The sequence below is a fragment of the Streptomyces lunalinharesii genome (assembly GCF_039532155.1).
In the GTDB taxonomy this organism is placed as follows: Bacteria; Actinomycetota; Actinomycetes; order Streptomycetales; family Streptomycetaceae; genus Streptomyces; species Streptomyces lunalinharesii.
On the sequence record NZ_BAAARK010000028.1, the window covers coordinates 78,769 to 97,920 of the forward strand.

The 19,152-nt window shown below is 71.2% G+C and carries 15 protein-coding genes; 8 read left to right on the top strand and 7 right to left on the bottom strand.

Features of this window, described 5'->3' with window-relative positions; translation table 11 throughout:
- Positions 1-72: 72 nt before the first annotated feature.
- The 5 genes from ABD385_RS31065 to afsR form a co-directional block, all read right to left on the bottom strand.
- Positions 73-726, bottom strand: coding sequence for a TIGR03086 family metal-binding protein (locus ABD385_RS31065; protein ID WP_344582299.1), 654 nt, complete (start codon positions 724-726; stop codon positions 73-75).
- Positions 727-803: 77 nt separating this feature from the next.
- Positions 804-2,399 carry a class I adenylate-forming enzyme family protein gene (locus ABD385_RS31070; protein WP_344582300.1) on the bottom strand — a complete coding sequence of 532 codons (1,596 nt, stop codon included), beginning with the start codon at positions 2,397-2,399 and terminating at the stop codon, positions 804-806.
- A gap of 230 nt (positions 2,400-2,629) precedes the next feature.
- Complete coding sequence (locus tag ABD385_RS31075) at positions 2,630-2,851, bottom strand: hypothetical protein (RefSeq protein WP_344582302.1); 222 nt, start codon at positions 2,849-2,851, stop codon at positions 2,630-2,632.
- Between the two features lie 290 nt (positions 2,852-3,141).
- The gene (locus tag ABD385_RS31080) at positions 3,142-3,441 is read right to left on the bottom strand and encodes a hypothetical protein (protein WP_344582303.1); all 300 of its coding nucleotides are present in this window, start codon (positions 3,439-3,441) and stop codon (positions 3,142-3,144) included.
- Positions 3,442-3,653: 212 nt separating this feature from the next.
- Positions 3,654-6,590, bottom strand: coding sequence for an SARP-family global regulator AfsR (afsR, locus tag ABD385_RS31085; protein ID WP_344582304.1), 2,937 nt, complete (start codon positions 6,588-6,590; stop codon positions 3,654-3,656).
- A 585-nt stretch (positions 6,591-7,175) separates the two neighbouring features.
- On the opposite strand from afsR, the gene ABD385_RS31090 reads away from it, so the two are divergent.
- Positions 7,176-8,453, top strand: a complete 1,278-nt coding sequence (locus tag ABD385_RS31090; RefSeq protein ID WP_344582305.1) for an amidohydrolase family protein — start codon at positions 7,176-7,178, stop codon at positions 8,451-8,453.
- A 25-nt stretch (positions 8,454-8,478) separates the two neighbouring features.
- Here the strand turns inward: ABD385_RS31090 and cyaB are convergent, their stop codons facing one another.
- Positions 8,479-9,060: a class IV adenylate cyclase gene (gene cyaB / locus ABD385_RS31095; protein WP_344582306.1), complete on the bottom strand. Its 582-nt coding sequence runs from the start codon at positions 9,058-9,060 to the stop codon at positions 8,479-8,481.
- 15 nt (positions 9,061-9,075) lie between these two features.
- Positions 9,076-9,915 (bottom strand): helix-turn-helix domain-containing protein, encoded by an 840-nt coding sequence (locus tag ABD385_RS31100; protein WP_344582308.1) that lies wholly within the window; start codon positions 9,913-9,915, stop codon positions 9,076-9,078.
- Between the two features lie 256 nt (positions 9,916-10,171).
- Here ABD385_RS31100 and ABD385_RS31105 point away from each other — a divergent pair, with 256 nt between their 5' ends.
- The 7 genes from ABD385_RS31105 (at position 10,172) to ABD385_RS31135 (ending at position 19,071) form a co-directional block, all read left to right on the top strand.
- Positions 10,172-10,471, top strand: a complete 300-nt coding sequence (locus ABD385_RS31105; RefSeq protein ID WP_344582310.1) for a hypothetical protein — start codon at positions 10,172-10,174, stop codon at positions 10,469-10,471.
- 258 nt (positions 10,472-10,729) lie between these two features.
- Positions 10,730-11,680, top strand: coding sequence for a TIGR03619 family F420-dependent LLM class oxidoreductase (locus ABD385_RS31110; protein ID WP_344582312.1), 951 nt, complete (start codon positions 10,730-10,732; stop codon positions 11,678-11,680).
- A 111-nt stretch (positions 11,681-11,791) separates the two neighbouring features.
- Positions 11,792-12,577 carry an SDR family NAD(P)-dependent oxidoreductase gene (locus tag ABD385_RS31115; RefSeq protein WP_344582314.1) on the top strand — a complete coding sequence of 262 codons (786 nt, stop codon included), beginning with the start codon at positions 11,792-11,794 and terminating at the stop codon, positions 12,575-12,577.
- Positions 12,578-12,745: 168 nt separating this feature from the next.
- Positions 12,746-13,879, top strand: a complete 1,134-nt coding sequence (locus ABD385_RS31120) for an LLM class flavin-dependent oxidoreductase (RefSeq protein WP_344582316.1) — start codon at positions 12,746-12,748, stop codon at positions 13,877-13,879.
- A gap of 63 nt (positions 13,880-13,942) precedes the next feature.
- Positions 13,943-15,682 carry an N-acyl-D-amino-acid deacylase family protein gene (locus tag ABD385_RS31125; protein ID WP_344582317.1) on the top strand — a complete coding sequence of 580 codons (1,740 nt, stop codon included), beginning with the start codon at positions 13,943-13,945 and terminating at the stop codon, positions 15,680-15,682.
- Positions 15,679-17,151: an aldehyde dehydrogenase family protein gene (locus ABD385_RS31130; protein WP_344582318.1), complete on the top strand. Its 1,473-nt coding sequence runs from the start codon at positions 15,679-15,681 to the stop codon at positions 17,149-17,151. The genes ABD385_RS31125 and ABD385_RS31130 overlap by 4 nt, the downstream gene beginning before the upstream one ends.
- Positions 17,152-17,484: 333 nt before the next feature.
- A complete protein-coding gene (locus tag ABD385_RS31135) occupies positions 17,485-19,071 on the top strand; it encodes an APC family permease (protein ID WP_344582320.1) in 1,587 nt (528 codons plus the stop codon).
- Positions 19,072-19,152: the final 81 nt, after the last annotated feature.

Genomic DNA, 19,152 nt, shown 5'->3' on the forward strand with positions numbered 1-19,152 from the left:
AGGGTCAAGGGCCGGGCGCCCGCCAGCCGCTCACCGTCCACCCCTCACCGTCCACCACTCACCACTCACCGCTCACCGCGCGTCGCCGTCCGCCGGTGCCGCCGCCGCCGTCGTCGCCGCCGTCCAGTCCGGTGTGCGTCCGCCGAGGGCCACCACCCGGTCCAGCAGCGGCGCGTCCGGCGCCACCGGGACCGCCGGCCCGAAGAGCGACCCGTCGCGCGCCTCGTCGCCCACGGTCGCCAGCAGGCCGTGCGCGACCGCGAGGCTCGCGCCGTCGGGTGCGTACTCCTGGCCGGTGGCGCGCGCCAGGTCCCAGCCGTGCAGCACCAGCTCGTTCAGCGCGAACCGGCCCGCGGCGGCCCCGGGCAGGGTGACCCCGCCCACCTGCGTCTCGCCCTCCCAGGCGGCCGGCACCCGCCAGGCGGCCGCCAGTTCGTCGAGGTTCCGTGCCAGTTCCGCGCGCCATCCCGGGGTGACGTCCGGGCGCTCGGTGTCCGGGGGCGTGTCGGTGGTCGGCCCCAGGTCCTTGCGCGCGGCGTCCCGGAACGCGACGGTCAGCCCGACCAGATGGCCCAGCAGGTGCCGCACGGCGAACGCGGGGCAGGGGGTGGGCGCCGCCAGCTGCGCGTCGGCGGTCCCGGCGGCGAGCCGCGCCACCTCCCGGGCCTGTGCCGCGAAGTCGACCGGCGGGGTCGACGGGGTCGGTGGGGCTGCCTTCTCGGTCATGATCGCGGGTTCCTTCCTCCTACGGGCCGGCCACCGCGGCCGGCCTCACGAGTACAGACCCCGCGACGCCCGCGAACTCATCGGTGCGGGCGCGGGTCCCTCGGCTGCTGCCCGTAGCGTTCCCGCAGCACCGCCTTGAGGACCTTGTCCAGCGGCCCGCCGCGCGGCAGCGCATCGGTGATCTCCAACTGCTCCGGCAGCTTCTGCGTCATCAGCCCCGCCGCCCGCAGGTGCGAGGTGAGGTCGGCCAGGGTGAGCGGCGGCGCCGCCCCGTCCCGCTGTGCGACGAGCGTGACCACCGCGCAGACCCGCTCGCCACGCTCCCGGTCCGGCAGGCCGATCACCGCCGCCTGGGCCACCGCCGGGTGGGTGTGCACCAGGTCCTCGACCTCCTGCGCGGAGATGTTCTCGCCCTTACGGATGATGATGTCCTTCAGCCGCCCGGTGAGCACCAGGTGCCCGTCGGACCGCAGGTGCCCGAGGTCGCCGGTGCGGAACGCGCCGTCCGCGGTGAACGCCCCGGCATTCAGCGCGGGATCGGTGTAGCGCCGGAACACCATCGGCCCGGACACCGTGACCTCACCGGTCTCGCCGGTCGCGGCCGCGCTCCCGTCCGCCCGCACGATCCGCACCCGGGCGCCCGCCACGGGCCGGCCGACGGTGTGCGCCAGCTGTTCGTCCGCGTCGTACGGCGTCCCCATCGCGATCATCGGGCTCTCCGTCATCCCGTACCCGTGCACCAGCGCGCAGCCCAGTTCCCGTCCGGCCGCGCGGTACAGCTCGGGCGGCAGTGGTGCCCCGCCGCCGGACAGCAGGCGCAGCGAGGGGATCAGCGGCCCGGCGCCCGGCGCGGCGGCCCGGCGGCGCCGCGAGGCGTCGTGGAACGCCTGGTAGAACGCGGTGCTGCCGCCCGCCATGGTCACCCCGTGGCGCCGGTAGACCGCGGCCGCCCGGTCCGCGTCGAAGCTCTCCAGCACCACCGCCGGGAAGCCGCTGACCAGCATGGCGATCACGTAGTCCGGCCCGGCGACGTGGGCGTAGGGGAACGCGATCGAGCCGACGTCGTCCGCCGTCATGCCCAGTGCGGTGGCCAGTCCCACGCCGCCGGCGATGAGCGAGGCGTCGGTGTGCTCGACGCCCTTGGGTGCGGAGGTGGTGCCGGACGTGTAGTAGATCCACCGGGTGGCGTCGTCCGCGGCGGCCGGGGCCTCGGGCAGCGTCGTGGGATCCCCCTGCGGCAGCCCGTCCGCCACCGAGACCACCCGCACGTCGCAGTGGTCCCCGGCCGCGTCGCGCACCATCGCCGCGTAGTCGAAGCCCCGCCACGCTCCGGGCACCAGGGCGAACTCGGCGGCCGATTCGCGCAGCACGAACCCGACCTCCCGCGCCCGGTGCAGGTGGATCACCGGCGTCTGCACGGCCCCGAGCCGGGCCAGCGCGAGCGACGCGACCACCGTGTCGATCCGGGTCGGCAACTGCCACAGCACCCGGGTCCCGGCCCCGATCCCCCACTTGCGGAACCCGGCCGCCGCGCCCGCCGCCGCGTCCCGCACCGCCTTGAAGGTCACGGTCCGCCCGTCGTCCCCGTCGAAGAACATCGGCGCGTCCCCGGAGGCCCTCGCCCGGTACTCGACCAGTTCCCACAGCGTGCGTAGACGGGCGGGTTCGAACACGGCGCGCCTCCGGGGGTGGATGGGCGGGGTGGGGCGTGACTGTAGCACCACAGCTGACGGATCGTCAGATATCGTGCGGTGCCCCGTCCGAGTGCCGCGCCCTTTCCCCGGGCCGTGCCGAGCGTTTCGGAACGGAAACGTCCGGCCCTTGGAGAACGGCGGACGGGGCCGGGCGTCGGCCCGGCCCCGTCCATGATGCCGCTACCGGAGGGCTGTCCTTCGGCTTCCGGTCAGGGCATGTGGTTGTCCATCGGAGCCAGCCCCGCGTGCTGGCCCTGCGGGGCCAGCGGTGCGTGGTTGTCCTGCGGTGCCATCGGCACGTGCTTGTCCTGGGCCGAGACCGCGTTCGGCGGCCCGGGTATGTGGTTGTCGGCCATGGCGGGCACTGCGGCGGTGCCGAGCACGGCCGCCGCGATGGCGGCGACGGCCAGGGACTTCTTCGTGCGGGTCATTCCAACTCCTCAAGTAACGGGGGTCGTTGCTGTTCCCAGAAACAAACTAGCGTCAAGTGTGTGCAGGTGTTCGAGCCTTGTCATGGAAAGCCGAGGCGCATCTACAGGTTTTACTTCCCGCACGAAAACGTCGTAGGGGCCGGTTTTCCGTGGCTTCCCCTCCAAGCCACGGAAAACCGGCCCCTACGAACTCCCGGAATCATCCGGGTCCCCCTCCGGAGCCCCCCCGGGTCCTCCGGCCGTACTCCCCCGTCCCCCGTGTCCCCCGTGTTCCCCCTTGCGTCGACGGTCTACTTGACTCCGCCGACGGGCTGGTGGCTGTCCATGGTGGTGAGGTTCTCCCCCTTGGCCGGCGCCTTCCCGCCCTCGTCCGCCGGCGCTTCCGCGGTGACCGCGTCGGCGGCGATGGGCTGGTGACTGTCCATCGGCTTGACGACGTCACGGTCCCGGGGCTTCGGGACCTTCGGTGCGGTGCCGGGCGCGATGATCGGCTGGTGGCTGTCGCGCGGCGCGATGATCGGCTGGTGACTGTCGCGCGGGGCGACGACGTCCCGTTCCCCCGAATTCTGCACAGTGTTCTCGGTGCTCATGGCGATCAACTCCTGATGGGCGCTTGAAGGCTGTCAGTCCGGCCGGCGACTCCCCCGTTGGCCGCCGGACGGACGTGACGCGGCCGCTCACGATAACTGCGCGACCTGGGCACCGAGCCGCTTGCCCCCCGAGGCGGCGGATCGGTAGCCCTAAGATTGGCCCGGACCGATGAACGATCGATAAACGCCGGCGGCGCGTGGCTGAACGGGCGTCAGGCCACCGTTGCGGGCGTGAGCAGGTTGCGCACCGCGGCGCTTTCCGCGGAGCCCAGCCGCTCGAAGATCGTCAGGGCTTCCTGCCAGCACACGCGGGCCCGACCGCCGTGTCCGATCTCGTGCAGGGCGCGGCCGAGCGTGGTCAGGGCGCTCGCCCGCCACGGTTCCCCGCCGATTCCCCGCAACGCGGTCAGCGCCTGCTCCGCGTGGTTGGCGGCGGCGGTGGGGCGGCCGGCGGCGAGGTCCACCTCGGCCAGCCGGTAGTTGGTCATGCCCTCCCAGAAGCGCTGGCGGCTGTCCCGGAAGATGCCCAGGGCGGCCATCAGTTGCTCGGCCGCCTCGGGCAGCCGCCCGGCCTGGGTGTAGGCCAGTGCGAGGGCGTACATGCCGTTGGCGAGGCGTCGTTTGGCTCCGAGCTCGCGGTAGATCGCGATGCCCTCCTCCGCCAGGCCGATGGCGTGGTCCACCCGCCCGGTGTCCAGGTGCACGCGGGAGAGGTTGCACAGCGCGCTGGCCTCGGACTGCCGATTGCCGTCGTCGCGGAAGGCCGCCAGGGCCTGGAGCAGGTACGCCTCGGCATCCTCGTGGCGGCGCTGCGCGTTGGCGATGATGCCGCGGTCGTTGGGGGCGTAGGAGGACGAGAAGGCGTCCCCGGCGGCGAGCCCGAGCAGCATCGCGGACTTGGCGTTCTCGTCGGCGTCCTCCAGCCGGCCCGAGAGCGTGCGGACGTAGGCCAGGGCGGTGTGGATGCGGGCCTGTGCGTGTTCGTCGCCGAGTTCGCGCGCCGCGGTCAGCAGGGCGGTGTTCGCCTGCTCGTACTGGAGGGCGTCGGCCCCGGATTCGGCCAGGTCCTTGGTGAGCAGCAGGAGGTCGGCGGCGCGGCGCAGGGTCGACGGGCTCGTGGACTGCCGGGCGCACGCCAGGACGCATCCCGCCTCGCTGAACAGCCACTCCAACGCGGAGGCGCGGTCCTGGAAGTCCAGCCCCGGGTAGTCGGTGGGCTCCATGTGGGCGATCAGCCGGTCCCCGGGGCGTTCCAGTGCGTACATCCGGGAGGCGGTCACCAGGTAGAAGTCGAGCAGCCGGGAGAGCGCCGCGTGTCGATCTGAGGGCGGGTGCTCATCGCGCTCGGCGCAGGCGCGGGCGTACAGGCGCACCAGGTCGTGGTAGCGGTAGCGGCCCGGGGCCGCGGACTCCAACAGGGAGGTGTCGACCAGCGATTCGAGCAGTTCCTCGGTGTCGTCCGGAGGCAGGTTGAGCACGGCGGCCGCGGCGGTCAGCGAGATGTCCGGCCCGTCGGCCAGGCCCAGCAGGCGGAAGGCGCGGGCCTGGGCGGGCTCCAGTTGTTTGTAGCCCAGTTCGAAGGTGGCCTTCACGGCCAGGTCGCCGGCGCGGAGTTCGTCCAGCCGGCGGCGTTCGTCGGCGAGCTTGCTGGCGAGGGTGGAGACCGTCCAGGTGCGGCGGGCGGCCAGGCGCGAGGCGGCGATGCGGATGGCCAGCGGCAGGAAGCCGCAGGCGCCGACCACCGCCATGGCGGCCTGCCGCTCGGAGGTGACGCGCTCCTCGCCGACGATGCGGATGAAGAGGGTCAGGGCCTCCTCGGGACTCATCACGTCGAGGTCGACCAGATGGGCCGAGGCCAGGTCGATCATCCGGGAGCGGCTGGTGATCAGGGCCGCGCACCCGGCCGTTCCGGGCAGGAGGGGGCGGATCTGGGCGGCGTCCCGGGCGTTGTCGAGCAGCGCCAGGACGCGTCGTCCGGCGAGCGTGGAGCGGTAGAGGGCGGCCCGTTCCTCCAGTCCGTCCGGGATGGCGGAGTCCGCCGCCCCCAGCGCACGCAGGAACGCGCCGAGCACCGCCTCCGGTTCGGCCGGGTTGTGTCCTGCGCCCTGGAGGTCGACGTAGAGCTGGCCGTCGGGGAAGTGTTCCCGTGCGGCGTGGGCGACGTGCACCGCGAGGGTGGTCTTGCCGACGCCGCCGATGCCGGCGACCGCGGAGACCGCCATCACGCTGCCCTCCGCCGTCGCCAGCTGGTCGCTGAGTTCCGTGACGAAGGCCGCGCGGCCGGTGAAGTCGGCGACGGTGGCGGGGAGCTGGCGCGGCCGGACGAAGGTGGCCTCCGGCGAACCGGAGTCCGTGACGGGCGGGGCGGCCAACTCGGCGTCGGCCCGCAGGATCCGCTGGTGGAGTTCGGAGAGCGACGCGCAGGGGTCCACGCCCAGCTCGTCCGCGAGCAGCCGCCGGGTGTCGGCGTACACCGCGAGTGCCTCGGCCTGCCGGGCGCTGCGGTAGAGGGCCAGCATCAGCAGCTCCCGCAGCCGTTCGCGCAGCGGGTGGGCGGCGGTGAGCGCGGTGAGTTCGGAGACCGCCTCGGCGTGGCAGCCGGCCTCCAGGTCCAGGTCGAGCCGGACCTCGGTCAGGGACAGTCGCCACTCCTGGAGGCGGGTGCGCTGGTTCTCGGCGTACGGGCCGGGGACGCTGGCGAGGGGTTCGCCGTCCCACAGGTCCAGTGCGGCGTCGAGGAGTTCGCGGGCCCGGGAGCGGTCGCCGGCGGCCTTGGCCTTCTCCGCCTCGGCGGCGTACTGCTCGGCGGTGTCGTGGTCGAGGTCTAACGGGAGACTGTCCACGGACCGCAGGGCGTAGCCGCCGGACTCGCTGACCAGCGCTTCCGCGTCGGTGCCGAGCGCCTTGCGGATCCGGGAGGCGTAGGTCCGCAGGGCGGCGAGCGCGGCGTGCGGCGGTTCGTCGCCCCACAGGGCGTCGACGAGCTCGGGCGCGGTGGCGGTCCGGCCGCCGCGTAGCAGCAGCGCGGCGAGCAGGGCACGCTGCTGCGGGGAACCCGCGGCCAGCGGCGTCTCACCGCGCCAAGCCCGCACGGGACCGAGCACGGTGAAGCGGAGCCGCTCCCGCACCTGTCCCGGACCGTCGTCCATGGTGTCCCCCTGCCCTGTCCCGTCTGTCCGCTTTGTCAAGGCTGTTCGCGCCTTTATCTCGTGCGCAACGGTCAGTCTGCCTTGTCGCGACCCCTCGCGTCAGTAGGGGTCCGGAGCGTGCACAAAGCCTCCTCGTGCGGCGCGGCGGGGAAGGTACGGCGATTCGGCGGGAGTTCGGAGGGGAACGTTCCGTTCTCGTTCGCGCCGCGTCGAACGGTGCCCGTCCGGCCCATTCCCCCTGATGGGTGCGGTGTGCCGCGCCGACCGTCACCCGTCCGCCCTCCCGTAGCCCCGGGTTCCGGCCGCCCGCCCCGGTTGCCGCCCGGACGCCCGCCGCTGTCCACCCGGCGCGCCGCACACCACTCCTGACTGGCTGGTTTGTTACTGCCGGTGGATCGATACCGGCCGCCCGAACTGCCTGCGTACGGGCCTGCGGGGCGCCGGCGGGCCCTCCGTGCGACGCCGCCCCGCCGCAGCTCGGACCGCCCGGCGCCGCCCCGCGACCGCCCCGGCGCCGTCCGTTCGCCCGCCCGTTCCCCGTCCAACTTACTGACGGACCGTCAGATCAGCGCTACCGTACCGCCCATGGAGACCACGCAGCCCAAGGAGACCGCGGCGCCCGAAGCCCCCCAGGAACCCTTCCCCCTGATCATCTCGGTCGACGACCACACCGTGGAGCCCCCGGGCGTCTGGCGGGATCGGCTCCCGTCGAAGTACCACGACACCGGCCCCCGCATCGTCCGCGCCCCCGTCAAGGAGATGACCTTCGTCGGCGGCAAGTTCGCCCCGAAGATGGGTGCGCCCGGCGACGACGGCCCGCTGGCCGACTGGTGGATCTACGAGGACCTGCACCGCCCGCTGACCCGTCTGGACACCGCCGTCGGCTACTCCCGCGACGAGATCAAACTGGAGGGCATCACCTACGAGCAGATGCGCCCGGGCTCGTACGCGGTCCCCGACCGGCTGGCCGACATGGACGTCAACCACGTCCAGTCCGCCCTCTGCTTCCCGACCTTCCCGCGCTTCTGCGGCCAGACCTTCACCGAGGCCAAGGACCGCGACCTGGGGCTGCTCGGGGTGCGCGCCTACAACGACTGGATGGTCGAGGAGTGGTGCGGCCCGCAGGCCGGCGGCCGGCTCGTCCCGCTGACCCTCATCCCCCTGTGGGACGCGGAGTTGGCCGCCGAGGAGGTGCGTCGCAACGCGGCCCGCGGCGTGCGCGCGGTCTGCTTCAGCGAGATACCGCCGCACCTGGGGCTGCCCAGCATCCACACCGACTACTGGGACCCGTTCCTGCGCGCCTGCGACGAGACCGGCACGGTCATCGCCATGCACATCGGCTCGTCGTCGAAGATGCCGTCCACGTCGGCCGACGCGCCGCCCGCCGTCGGCTCCACGATCACCTTCGCCAACTGCTGCTTCTCGATGACCGACTGGCTGATGAGCGGCAAGTTCGAACGCTTCCCGAACCTCAAGATCATGTACGCCGAGGGCCAGATCGGTTGGATCCCGTACATCCTGGAGCGCGCGGACGTGGTCTGGGAGGAGAACCGCGCCTGGGGCGGCGTCGCCGACAAGGTCCGCCGCCCACCGTCCGAACTCTTCGCCGGCCACGTCTTCGGCTGCTTCTTCGACGACGCGTTCGGCCTGAAGAACCTCGACGCCATCGGCGTCGGCAACGTCCTCTACGAGACCGACTACCCGCACTCCGACTCCACCTGGCCCAAGTCCCTCCAGGTCGCCGAGACGCAGATGTCACACCTCGCCCCCGACGTCATCGACCGCATCGTCCGCGGCAACGCGATCGAATTGCTGGGGTTGACGGGGGAGGGGCTTTGGGGGCCGGCGGTCGGTGGGGGGTGATTCCCGGCAGCGGTCGCTGCCTGGCTCAGGCGGGTGGGGCTCCCGCCTCGGCGGTACGGCGGGCGGCTACCGCGTCGGTGTAGAGATCCGCCGTGAAGTCCGCATCAACAAGGCCGAGTTCACCCATCACCGCCCGGATATCTTTCAGCGCCGCGGCGAGTTCCCGTTCTTCTGACACCAGGGTTTCGACTTCCAGGAAAGTTCCTTGGACCTCGGGAACGTGGACCAGCGTAGCCAGCAGGCTGCGGCCGCGAGTGCGGAACTCGTAGTTCCGGCATCGCTTCTGGAAGGCGATTGCCGGAACGTATCCGAGTCCCCGTAGCAGGGCATGGACAGCATCCGGGCTGTCCACACGCGTTTCATACTCAGGCTTCGAGCCGGATCGCGCATCAACTCGGGCCTCCTTGTACGTGAGAACGGATCGTGACGAGTCGGCACCGTGAATCGTGCGAAGCCTCAACTCTTGGTCGTTGGCACCGAGACTCCCAGTCGCGTCGTCGTAGTAGGTGTCTTGATAGAGCTCTGCCCGGCCCTCTGCCTTCAAGTCGAGTTTCCCCATGACATATTCGGGGTTCTGCACGCGAGCTTTCAGCTCCGCCTCGATCAATGTGCGGCCCTCCGTTCAAACGGTACGGATTCCTGTCTCAATCATGGATGCGAATGTTCGCTGAAAACCCCGGTACAGTAGGCCGTTTGCTGTCTCCGTAATCCGGTAGGTGGCCGACTCATGTCCTTCCCAGTCGGTGTCGAAGGCCGATACGAACATGGTTCTGTCCAGCCTGATAATGCGCCATGTTGGATGTGTTCTGTACTGGTACACGTGAAGGTCGCAGACACTCGACAGCTCACGCAATCGGGATTCGGCAAGTCTGACCCCGCCGGCGAGCGATTCTGTGGATTCCCCGATCTCTGCCGCGCGTACGGAAAGGGCCGGCGAATCGGGGTCGAGTAGCAACACACGAACTCGGGGTGCGTGCTGTCCATCCGGCCGACTGAGAGGGGAACGAAGCAGGGAATCGTTCAGCCCGATGAGGCCGAGGCCGCGTACCGCGAGGATGTCCACCTGCTGCGCGGACACGGCCAGTTGTCGGATTTCCTCCGCCGCCGCGGCTTGAGTTGCGTACACCGCTACGACTTCGGGAAATGTGGTCGGGTCAAGTAGATGATCACCGCGTCTCGACGAAAGGCCGAGCAAGTGCCTGGCCCTACCAGGCATGTTCAGCCCTTCTGCGATGCGCTCGAACACGTCGAGGCGTGTGATCTCTCGGCGTCCGTTGATGACCTCGTTCACCCGTGCCTGAGTCATGGCTACGGCCGTAGCAATCCTGCCTTGACTTACTCCGCCGTATTGCTGGACGTGGCGGAACACCGCGCCCACGTCGCGAGTCCGTAAAGCCTCGCAGACTTCGGGACGCTGCCAGGCCCACTCGGGCAGCTCGATCGGTACGAGTGCCGTCGGCATGGTCCTCCTCCGGTATCGCGGTGGGATCAAAGTCATCCCAGGGTGAGATTACCGCCAGGGTATGGATTCCCTGCCGTCTCGGGCTGAATCTTGGCTGCGTCAGTACAGACCCCCGCGACCGCTGTGAACGGCCCGGGGGCGTGGTCAACGCCTCAGAGGAGCGTCAACATGCCACACCGTATCGCCCGTTTCTTCGAGCCGCTTTTGCAGTTGTTGGTGCCTGGCTCGGGCTGGAGCCGTGTGGGGACGACCGGTGGTGAGTGAGAGGGAGGAGCCCCGGCTGTTGCCGTGGGTGTCACCGGAGGGGAAGACCTGTTTCGTCCTGGGGGACGGGGAGGGGTTCGTCTCCCGGATGGCGGACCAGGTGGAGGCCGTTCAGCTCGATATGGCTGATGACCTGGTCGCCCATGCGGAGGGGATGCTCGGCGAGTCGAAGGTGTCGGAGCGGGAACTCCGGTTCTTGGTAGGTCATTTGGTGTGGGCGCTACGGGACGTCCGTCGGGTGGCGGTGAGTCGTGGTGCGCGGCTGGGTGCGTCGGGTGGCGTGCCCGGTTAGGAGCTCCCCCGATCGGGGCCGGCGGGTGTGGCTCGTCGGCCCGGTCCGTCCTGCGGGGAGCGTTCCGGGCGGTCCCCTGAAGGGTGCCGTGCCTGGTGGGGTGCGGTGAGGGAGGTGGGCCCCGCCCGTCCCGGTGTCGGGGCGGGCGGGGTCGTTGCGTTGCCCGCACCCTTGTCTGATGCACCGTCAGGTATCACCATGACCGCACTTCGCGCGGCACGCGGTGGCGTGGCGCTGGGATGGACAAGGGGTGCAGTCATGGTGCGAGTGCTGCCGCAGGGGCGGCTGGTGTACGGGATGCAGTTGCCGGTGCAGGCGCAGAGCACGCTCTTCGCGGAGGAGTGGGAGGCGGGCGCCGGGCCGGCGGACCTGGTGGCGGTGGCGCGGGCGGCGGACCGGGCCGGCTTCGCGTACGTGGCGTGCTGCGAGCACGTGGCGATCCCGCGGCGACTGGCGGGGCCGATGGGGACGGTGTGGTACGACCCGGTGGCCACGCTCTCCTATCTGGCGGCCGTCACGGAGCGCGTGCGGTTGTTGAGCCACGTGGCGGTGGTCGGGCTGCGGCATCCGCTGCTCGGCGCCAAGCAGTACGCGACGCTGGACCGGCTGTCCGGTGGGCGGTTGATCCTCGGGGTCGGCGCCGGGCACGTGCGGGAGGAGTTCGAGGCGGTCGGGGCGGACTTCGCGCGGCGCGGGGCGGTGCTGGACGAGGCGATCGACGCACTCAAGGCGGCGTTGGGGGCGGAGGAGTTCCCGGAGTTCGAGGGGGAGCGGTTCGCGTTCGCCGGGTTGGGGCAGGCGCCGCGGCCGGTGCAGGTGCCGCGGCCGCCGGTGTGGGTGGGGGGCTCGTCCCCGGCGGCGGTGCGGCGGGCGGCGGTGCGGGGGGACGGATGGCTGCCGCAGGGGGACCGGCGGGAGGAGCTTCCCGGGCAGATCGCGAAGGTGCGGCGGCTGCGGGCGGAGGCGGGCATCGCCGAGCCGATCGAGGTCGGGACGATCGCGGAGCCGGTGTACGTGGGGGAGCCCGGGTGGGACGTCGGGCGGCGGACGCTGGTCGGGGCGCCGGAGCGGATCGCCGCCTCGCTGCGGGAGTACGCGGCGATGGGGGTGCAGCAGATCCAGGTGCGGTTCCGCAGCCGGGAGCGGGCGGAACTCGTCGAGCAGGTCGCGGCCTTCGGGGCCGAGGTCGGGCCGCTGCTGAACGACTGAGCGGCCGGGCCGCTGGGAGCGCCGCGGCCACCGGGGCGCGTGGCGCCGCGGCCGGGCGGGCTCGCGGGAGCCTGCGGCCGTCCTCCGTACGCACACCACAGGAGCGTGGGCATGGGCAAGCTCGACGGCAGGGTCGTCGTCATCACCGGGGCGGCGCGCGGGCAGGGGGAGCAGGAGGCGCGGCTCTTCGTGGCGGAGGGGGCGCGGGTGGTGCTCGGTGACGTGTTGGACGAACGAGGTGCGGAACTGGCCGCGGAGTTGGGGGAGGAGCGGGCGCGGTTCGTGCATCTGGACGTGGCGGTGGAGGGGGACTGGTCGGGGGTGGTCGACGCCGCCGACGAGGCGTTCGGGAAGATCGACGGGTTGGTGAACAACGCCGGGATCCTGCGGTTCAACGCGCTGCTGGACACCCCGCTGGAGGAGTTCCAGCAGGTGGTGTCGGTCAACCAGACGGGCTGCTTCCTGGGGATGCGGGCGGTGGCGCCGCGGATCGCGGCGGCCGGCGGCGGGACGATCGTCAACACCGCCTCGTACGCGGGGCTGACCGGGATGGCGTACGTCGGGGCGTACGCCGCGACCAAGCACGCGGTGGTCGGGCTGACCCGGGTCGCCGCGCTGGAGCTGGCGGCGCAGGGGATACGGGTGAACGCGGTCTGCCCCGGGGCGGTGGACACGCCGATGGCGAACCCGGCGGCGCTGGATCCGACGGCGGACGCGACAAAGAGCGCGCGGGCCCTGGACGCGCTGTACCGGAAGCTGGTTCCGCTGGGGCGGATCGGGCGGCCGGAGGAGGTGGCGCGGCTGGCGCTGTTCCTGACCTCGGAGGACTCGTCGTACGTCACGGGGCAGCCGTTCGTGATCGACGGGGGGTGGCTGGCGGGGGTGAGCCCGTTCTGAGCGCCGTTCGGAGGCGTCGCGGGGGCGGAGGCCCGTAGCTGATGGCTCGTCAGGTTTGCGGGTTGCGGGTATTGACGGGTCCGGGTGCCGCTGGAACAGTCGGGGCACAGTCAATCTGACGGTACGTCAGAAATAGCCGCAGCAGCGGATGAGGGACGGTGAACCCCCTTGGAATTCGGGCTCTTTGTGCAGGGCTACGTGCCCGCCGCGCGAGCGCAGGCCGACCCCGAGGCCGAGCACCACGCACTGATGGAGGAGACCGAGTACGTCATCCAGGCGGACAGGTCCGGCTTCAAGTACGCCTGGGCCTCCGAGCACCACTTCCTGGAGGAGTACTCCCACCTCTCCGCCAACGACGTCTACCTCGGCTACCTCGCGCACGCGACCGAGCGGATCCACCTCGGCTCGGGCATCTTCAACCCGCTCGCCCCGGTCAACCACCCGGTGAAGGTCGCCGAGAAGGTCGCCATGCTCGACCACCTCTCCGCCGGCCGCTTCGAGTTCGGCTCCGGCCGCGGCGCCGGCAGCCACGAGATCCTGGGGTTCCTGCCGGGCATCACCGACATGAACCACACCAAGGAGATCTGGGAAGAGACCATCGCGGAATTCCCCAAGATGTGGCTCCAGGACGAGTACCAGGGCTTCCAGGGCAAGCACTGGCAGCTGCCGCCGCGCAAGGTCCTGCCCAAGCCGTACGGCCGTTCGCACCCCGCGATGTGGTACGCCGCCGGATCACCCTCCTCGTACGCGATGGCCGGCAAGAAGGGACTCGGCGTCCTCGGCTTCAGCGTGCAGAAGGTCGCCGACATGGAGTGGGTCGTCGACTCGTACAAGAACGCGGTGAAGGACGCCGAACCCGTCGGCGACTTCGTCAACGACAACGTGATGGTCACCTCGACCGCCATCTGCGCCGAGACCCACCAAAAAGCCGTCGAGATCGCCCTCGGCGGCGGCCTCAACTACCTCCAGTCGCTGCTCTTCCGCTACCACGACACCTTCCCGCGCCCGGACGGCATCCCCGAGTGGCCCGAACTGCTCCCCGACTACACCGAGGAGATCATCGAGCTGCTGATCGCCGAGGAGCTGATGATCTGCGGCGACCCCGACGAGGTGCTGCGCCAGTGCAAGCGCTGGGAACAGGCCGGCGCCGACCAACTCTCCTTCGGACTGCCCATCGGCATCTCCCACGCAGACACCCTCAACAGCATCAAGCTCATCGGCGAACACGTCATCCCGAAGATCGACACCGATCCGGTGCACCGGACCACCCGCTTCCGACAGGCGGCCGGGACGACGGGCTGAGCCCGACCGGCCCCGCACCCGCCCGCCGCAGCACCCGCCCGCACCCCAGGAAGGACGCACGCCATGCTCGACCACCTCATCCAGTCCGCGACCGTCGTGGACGGCACGGGCGCGCCGGCCTTCGCGGCCGACGTCGGCATCCGGGACGGGCGGATCGCCGTGATCGCCCAGCCGGGCACCGTCACCGAGGAGGCCCGGACCAGGGAGGACGCGACCGGACTGGTCCTCGCCCCCGGCTTCGTCGACCCGCACACCCACTACGACGCCCAACTCTTCTGGGACCCCTACGCCACCCCGTCCCTCAACCACGGCGTCACCACCGTCGCCGGCGGCAACTGCGGCTTCACCCTCGCCCCGCTCCACCCCGACCGGCCCGACGACGCCGACTACACCCGGCGCATGATGAGCAAGGTCGAGGGCATGTCGCTGGTCGCACTGGAACAGGGCGCGCCCTGGAACTGGCACACCTTCGGCGAGTACCTCGACGCACTGGAGGGCCGGATCGCGGTCAACGCCGGCTTCATGGTGGGGCACTGCGCACTGCGCCGCCACGTGATGGGACCGGACGCGGTCGGCGGGCAACCCACCGAAGCCCAACTCGACGCCATGCTCACGCTCTTCCACGACGCGATGACCGCCGGCGCCTGGGGACTGTCCACCACCCAGTCCGCCAGCCACTCCGACGGCGACGGCGCACCCGTCGCCTCCCGGCACGCCCGCCCCGACGAACTGCTCGCGCTCTCCCGCGCGGTCGCCGCCCACGAAGGCACCCAACTGGAGGCGATCGTCGCGGGCTGCCTGGACCAGTTCGCCGACGCCGAGATCGACCTGCTGGTGGAGATGTCGGCGGCGGCCGGCCGCCCGCTCAACTGGAACGTCCTCACCATCGACGCCGCGGTCCCCGAACGGGTGCCCCGCCAACTCCTCGCCAGCGAACGGGCCCGCAAGGCCGGCGGCCGCATCGTGGCACTGACCATGCCGATCCTCACCCCGATGAACATGTCGCTGGGCACCTTCTGCGCCCTCAACCTCATCCCCGGCTGGGGCGAGGTCCTCGGCCTCCCCGTGCCCGAGCGGATCGCCCGGCTGCGCGACGTCGACGTCCGCACCGAGATGCTGCGCCGCGCCCACGGCAAGGAAGCCGGCGTCTTCCGCCGACTGACCGACTTCGCGCGCTACGTCATCGGCGACACCTACTCGGCGGCCAACGAGGGACTGTCCGGGCGGGTGGTGCGCGACATCGCCGCCGAACGCGGCCAGGAGCCCTTCCACTGCCTCGTCGAGATCTGCGCCAACGACGCACTGCGCACCGTGCTCTGGCCGATGCCCACCGACAACGACCCGGACAGCTGGGCGCTGCGGCAACAGACCTGGCAACACGAGGACGTCATGCTGGGCGGCTCGGACGCCGGCGCCCACCTGGACCGGATGTGCGGCGCCCCCTACACCACCCGCTTCCTCGGCGACTGCCTGCGCGGGCGCAAGCTCGTCGGGCTGGAAGCGGCGGTGCGGATGCTGACCGACGACCCGGCGCAGCTGTTCGGACTGCGCGACCGGGGCCGGATCGCCGAGGGCCACCACGCCGACCTGGTGCTCTTCGACCCCGAACGGATCGACGCCGCGCCCGCCACGCTGGTGCACGACCTGCCGGGGGACAGCCCCCGGCTGGACTCCCGCGCGATCGGCGTGGTGAGCGTGCGCGTCAACGGGGTGGAGACGATCCGGGACGACGTGGTGACCGGCGCGGTGCCCGGGACCGTACTGCGGTCCGGGCGGGACACGAGGACGGTGAGCACCAGGTGAGCACGGACCGGCACCCGGCCGCACAGCGGCTCTACATCGGCGGGGAGTGGGTGGCGCCCGACGGCGGCCACTACGACGTGATCAACCCGGCGACCGAGGAGGTCGTCGGGGCGGCCCCGGAGGCGAGCCGGGCGCAGGTGGCGGCCGCGGTGGACGCGGCCCGGGACGCCTTCGACGGCTGGTCGCGGACCGCGCCCGAGGAACGCGCGGCCGTCCTGGACCGCGCCGCACGGGTGATCCGCCGGGAGGCCGCCGGCTACGCCGAACTCGCGCAGGCGGAGAGCGGCGCGACGACCGGGACGGCCCGCGCCCTCCAGGTCGGGGTGTCCGCGGCCCGCTTCGAGCGGTACGCCCGCGGCGCCCTCGAACCGGTGGAGACCGCGGTGCCGCCGCAGATCAACGCGGCCGGGCCGATGGGCGGCGGGGGCGTCTTCGGGGCGGTCGCGGTGCGCCGCCCGGTGGGCGTCGTCACCTGCATCACCTCGTACAACAATCCGTGGGCCAATCCGGCGGGGAAGGTCGCGCCGGCGCTGGCGATGGGCAACACGGTGGTGGTCAAGCCGGCCCCGCAGGACCCGCTGTCGGTGTACCGGATGGCGGAGGCGCTGGCGGAGGCCGGGGCCCCGCCGGGGGTGGTCAACGTCGTCAGCGGGGCGCGGCCGGAGGTCGGCGAGGCGGCGGTGGCGGCCGCGGGCGTGGACATGGTCAGCTTCACCGGCTCCACCGCGGTCGGCCAGCGGATCGCCGAGGAGTGCGGCCGCCAGATGAAGCGGCAGCTGATGGAGTTGGGCGGCAAGGGCGCGGCGCTGGTCTTCGACGACGCCGACCTGGCCTCGGCGGTGTCCGGGATCGGCACCACCTTCTCGTTCTACAGCGGCCAGATCTGCACCGCGCCGACCCGGGTGCTGGCCCAGCGCGGGATCTACGAGCGGCTGGTGGCCGGCCTGGCGCGGTACGCGGAGCACCTGAGCGTCGGCGATCCGCGGGAGCCGGGCACGGTGGTCGGCCCGGTGATCTCCGCCGCCCACCGGGACCGCATCGAGGCGTACGCCGCGCTGGCGGTGAAGGAGGGGGCCCGCCTGGTGACCGGGGGCGAGCGCCCGACACCGGCGCGCGGCTTCTACGTGGCGCCGACGCTCTTCGCCGACTGCACCCCCACGATGCGGGCGGTCCGCGAGGAGATCTTCGGGCCGGTGGTGACGGTGGTGCCCTTCGACGACGAGGAGGAGGGCGTCGCGCTGGCCAACGACAGCGACTACGGGCTGCTGGACTACGTGTGGTCCGGCGACGTGGCCCGGGCCTTCCGGGTGGCGGGCCGGCTGCGGGCCGGTGGGGTCGGCATCAACACGGTCGGCCGGAACATGGAGGCGCCGTTCGGCGGCTTCAAGCGCAGCGGGGTGGGGCGCGACGTGGGGTCGTACGCCCTGCACGCCTACAGCGAGCTCCAGGCGATCGTCTGGCCGGGGTGAGGCGGGGAGCAGGGGAGCAGGGGAGCGGGGGGAGCGGGGGAGCAGGGGAGCAGGGGAGGAGGGGTGCCGACGGTGTGGACGCGTCGGGTGTTCGCATGGCGGGAATGTGACGTTCGAAATTCGGACGGGAAAATTTAGAACCGGTACAAAACGGACAGTGCTGCGGTTCTCGCAATGCGGAAGACTTCAGTCGCGCCCGTGAAGTCCAAGGTTCAACTCAAATTTTTCTTGTGAATGGATGCCTAGTGCATCAAATTTTCCTGCGGAGTGAAGGGCGGGGACCCGGAGGATGATCTTCCGGATACGAAAACAGCAGCGCTTAACGTCCTGTTCATGGTTCAGGTTGACCCCCGGCCCCAGACCGGAGACACGGTAACGAGCGTCACGGCTACCGGCAGTAACAGTCAGAGCGGCTCCGGCGACACCCGGAGCAAGGGCCTCAGCGGCAACTCCGTCGGCCTGCTCGGCAGCGCAGTGATCGGCATCTCCACCGTCGCGCCCGTCTACTGCCTCACCTCCACGCTCGGCCCCACGGTCGGCGAGGTCGGCGTGCAGATGCCCGCCGTCTTCCTGGCCGGCTTCCTGCCGATGCTGCTGGTCGCCTTCGCCTACCGCGAGCTGAACAAGGCCGTCCCCGACTGCGGAACCTCCTTCACCTGGACCGTCAAGGCATTCGGGCCGCGGGTCGGCTGGATGTGCGGCTGGGGTCTGGTGATCGCGACGATCATCGTGCTCTCCAACCTCGCCGGCGTCGCCACCTCCTTCTTCTACCTGCTGCTCGGCGAACTCACCGGCTCACCCACCATCGCCGCCCTGGACCACAACCGGATCGCCCACGTCCTGACGTGCCTGGCCTTCATCGCCGTCGCCACCGCCATCAGCTACCGCGGGATGACCGCGACCAAGGGCGTCCAGTACACCCTCGTCGGCCTCCAACTCGCCGTCCTCGCCGTCTTCGTGGCGATGGCCGTCGTCAAGGCGCGCTCCGGTGACTTCGCCGGCTCCCTGCACTTCTCCTGGACCTGGCTCGACCCCTTCGCGGTCAAGTCCTTCTCCTCCTTCACCGCCGGACTCTCCCTCTCGATCTTCATGTTCTGGGGCTGGGACACCTGCCTGACCGTGAACGAGGAGACCGCCGGCAGCGAGAAGACGCCCGGCCGCGCCGCCCTGCTCGCGATGCTCGTGCTGATCGGCTCCTACCTGCTCACCGCCGTCGGCTCCCAGATGTTCGCCGGCGTCGGCAGCAAGGGCCTGGGCCTCGGCAACCCGCACACCGCCGACAACGTCTTCGCCACCCTCGCCAACCCCGTCATGGGCACCGCACTCGGCGTACTGCTCTTCGTCGCGGTCCTCGCCTCGGCCGCCGCCAGCCTCCAGACCACCTTCATCCCGGTGGCCCGCACCGTCCTGGCGATGAGCACCTACGAGGCGCTGCCGGCCTCCTTCGCCAAGATCCACCCGCGGTTCCGCTCCCCGGGCAAGGCCACCATCGCCGCCGGCGTCGCCACCGGCGTCTTCTACGCCGTGATGAGCTTCATCAGCGAGAACGTGCTGATCGACACCATCTACGCGCTGGGCCTCATGATCTGCTTCTACTACTCGATCACGGCCTTCGCCTGCGCCTGGTACTTCCGCCGCGAACTGCGCAACTCCGTCCGCGACCTCTTCCTCAAGGGCGTCTTCCCGCTGCTCGGCGGGCTGCTGCTGGCCGCGGTCTTCACCAAGACGCTCATCGACATGTGGAACCCGGCCTACGGATCGGGCAGTTCGGTCTTCGGCATCGGCTCGGTGTTCATCATCGGCGTCGGACTGCTGCTCCTCGGCGTCGTACTCATGCTCGTGATGCAACGCCGCAGCCCGGCCTTCTTCCGCGGCGAGATCCTCACCCGCGCCACGCCGGCGTTGGTGGTGGAGGAGTAGGGCGAGCGGGGGAGCGGGGGAGAGGAAGTGGGGTGGTGGGGCGGAAGTCGGAGGCCAAGCGGTCTTAGGAAGACAATTGCA

What these genes read in the sequence shown, in the direction of transcription:
- ABD385_RS31065 (WP_344582299.1), bottom strand. Translation starts at nt 726, where the DNA reads ATGACCGAGAAGGCAGCCCCACCGACCCCGTCGACCCCGCCGGTCGAC.
- ABD385_RS31075 (WP_344582302.1), bottom strand. Translation starts at nt 2,851, where the DNA reads ATGACCCGCACGAAGAAGTCCCTGGCCGTCGCCGCCATCGCGGCGGCC.
- ABD385_RS31080 (WP_344582303.1), bottom strand. Translation starts at nt 3,441, where the DNA reads ATGAGCACCGAGAACACTGTGCAGAATTCGGGGGAACGGGACGTCGTC.
- afsR (WP_344582304.1), bottom strand. Translation starts at nt 6,590, where the DNA reads ATGGACGACGGTCCGGGACAGGTGCGGGAGCGGCTCCGCTTCACCGTG.
- ABD385_RS31090 (WP_344582305.1), top strand. Translation starts at nt 7,176, where the DNA reads ATGGAGACCACGCAGCCCAAGGAGACCGCGGCGCCCGAAGCCCCCCAG.
- ABD385_RS31100 (WP_344582308.1), bottom strand. Translation starts at nt 9,915, where the DNA reads ATGCCGACGGCACTCGTACCGATCGAGCTGCCCGAGTGGGCCTGGCAG.
- ABD385_RS31110 (WP_344582312.1), top strand. Translation starts at nt 10,730, where the DNA reads ATGGTGCGAGTGCTGCCGCAGGGGCGGCTGGTGTACGGGATGCAGTTG.
- ABD385_RS31115 (WP_344582314.1), top strand. Translation starts at nt 11,792, where the DNA reads ATGGGCAAGCTCGACGGCAGGGTCGTCGTCATCACCGGGGCGGCGCGC.
- ABD385_RS31125 (WP_344582317.1), top strand. Translation starts at nt 13,943, where the DNA reads ATGCTCGACCACCTCATCCAGTCCGCGACCGTCGTGGACGGCACGGGC.
- ABD385_RS31135 (WP_344582320.1), top strand. Translation starts at nt 17,485, where the DNA reads ATGGTTCAGGTTGACCCCCGGCCCCAGACCGGAGACACGGTAACGAGC.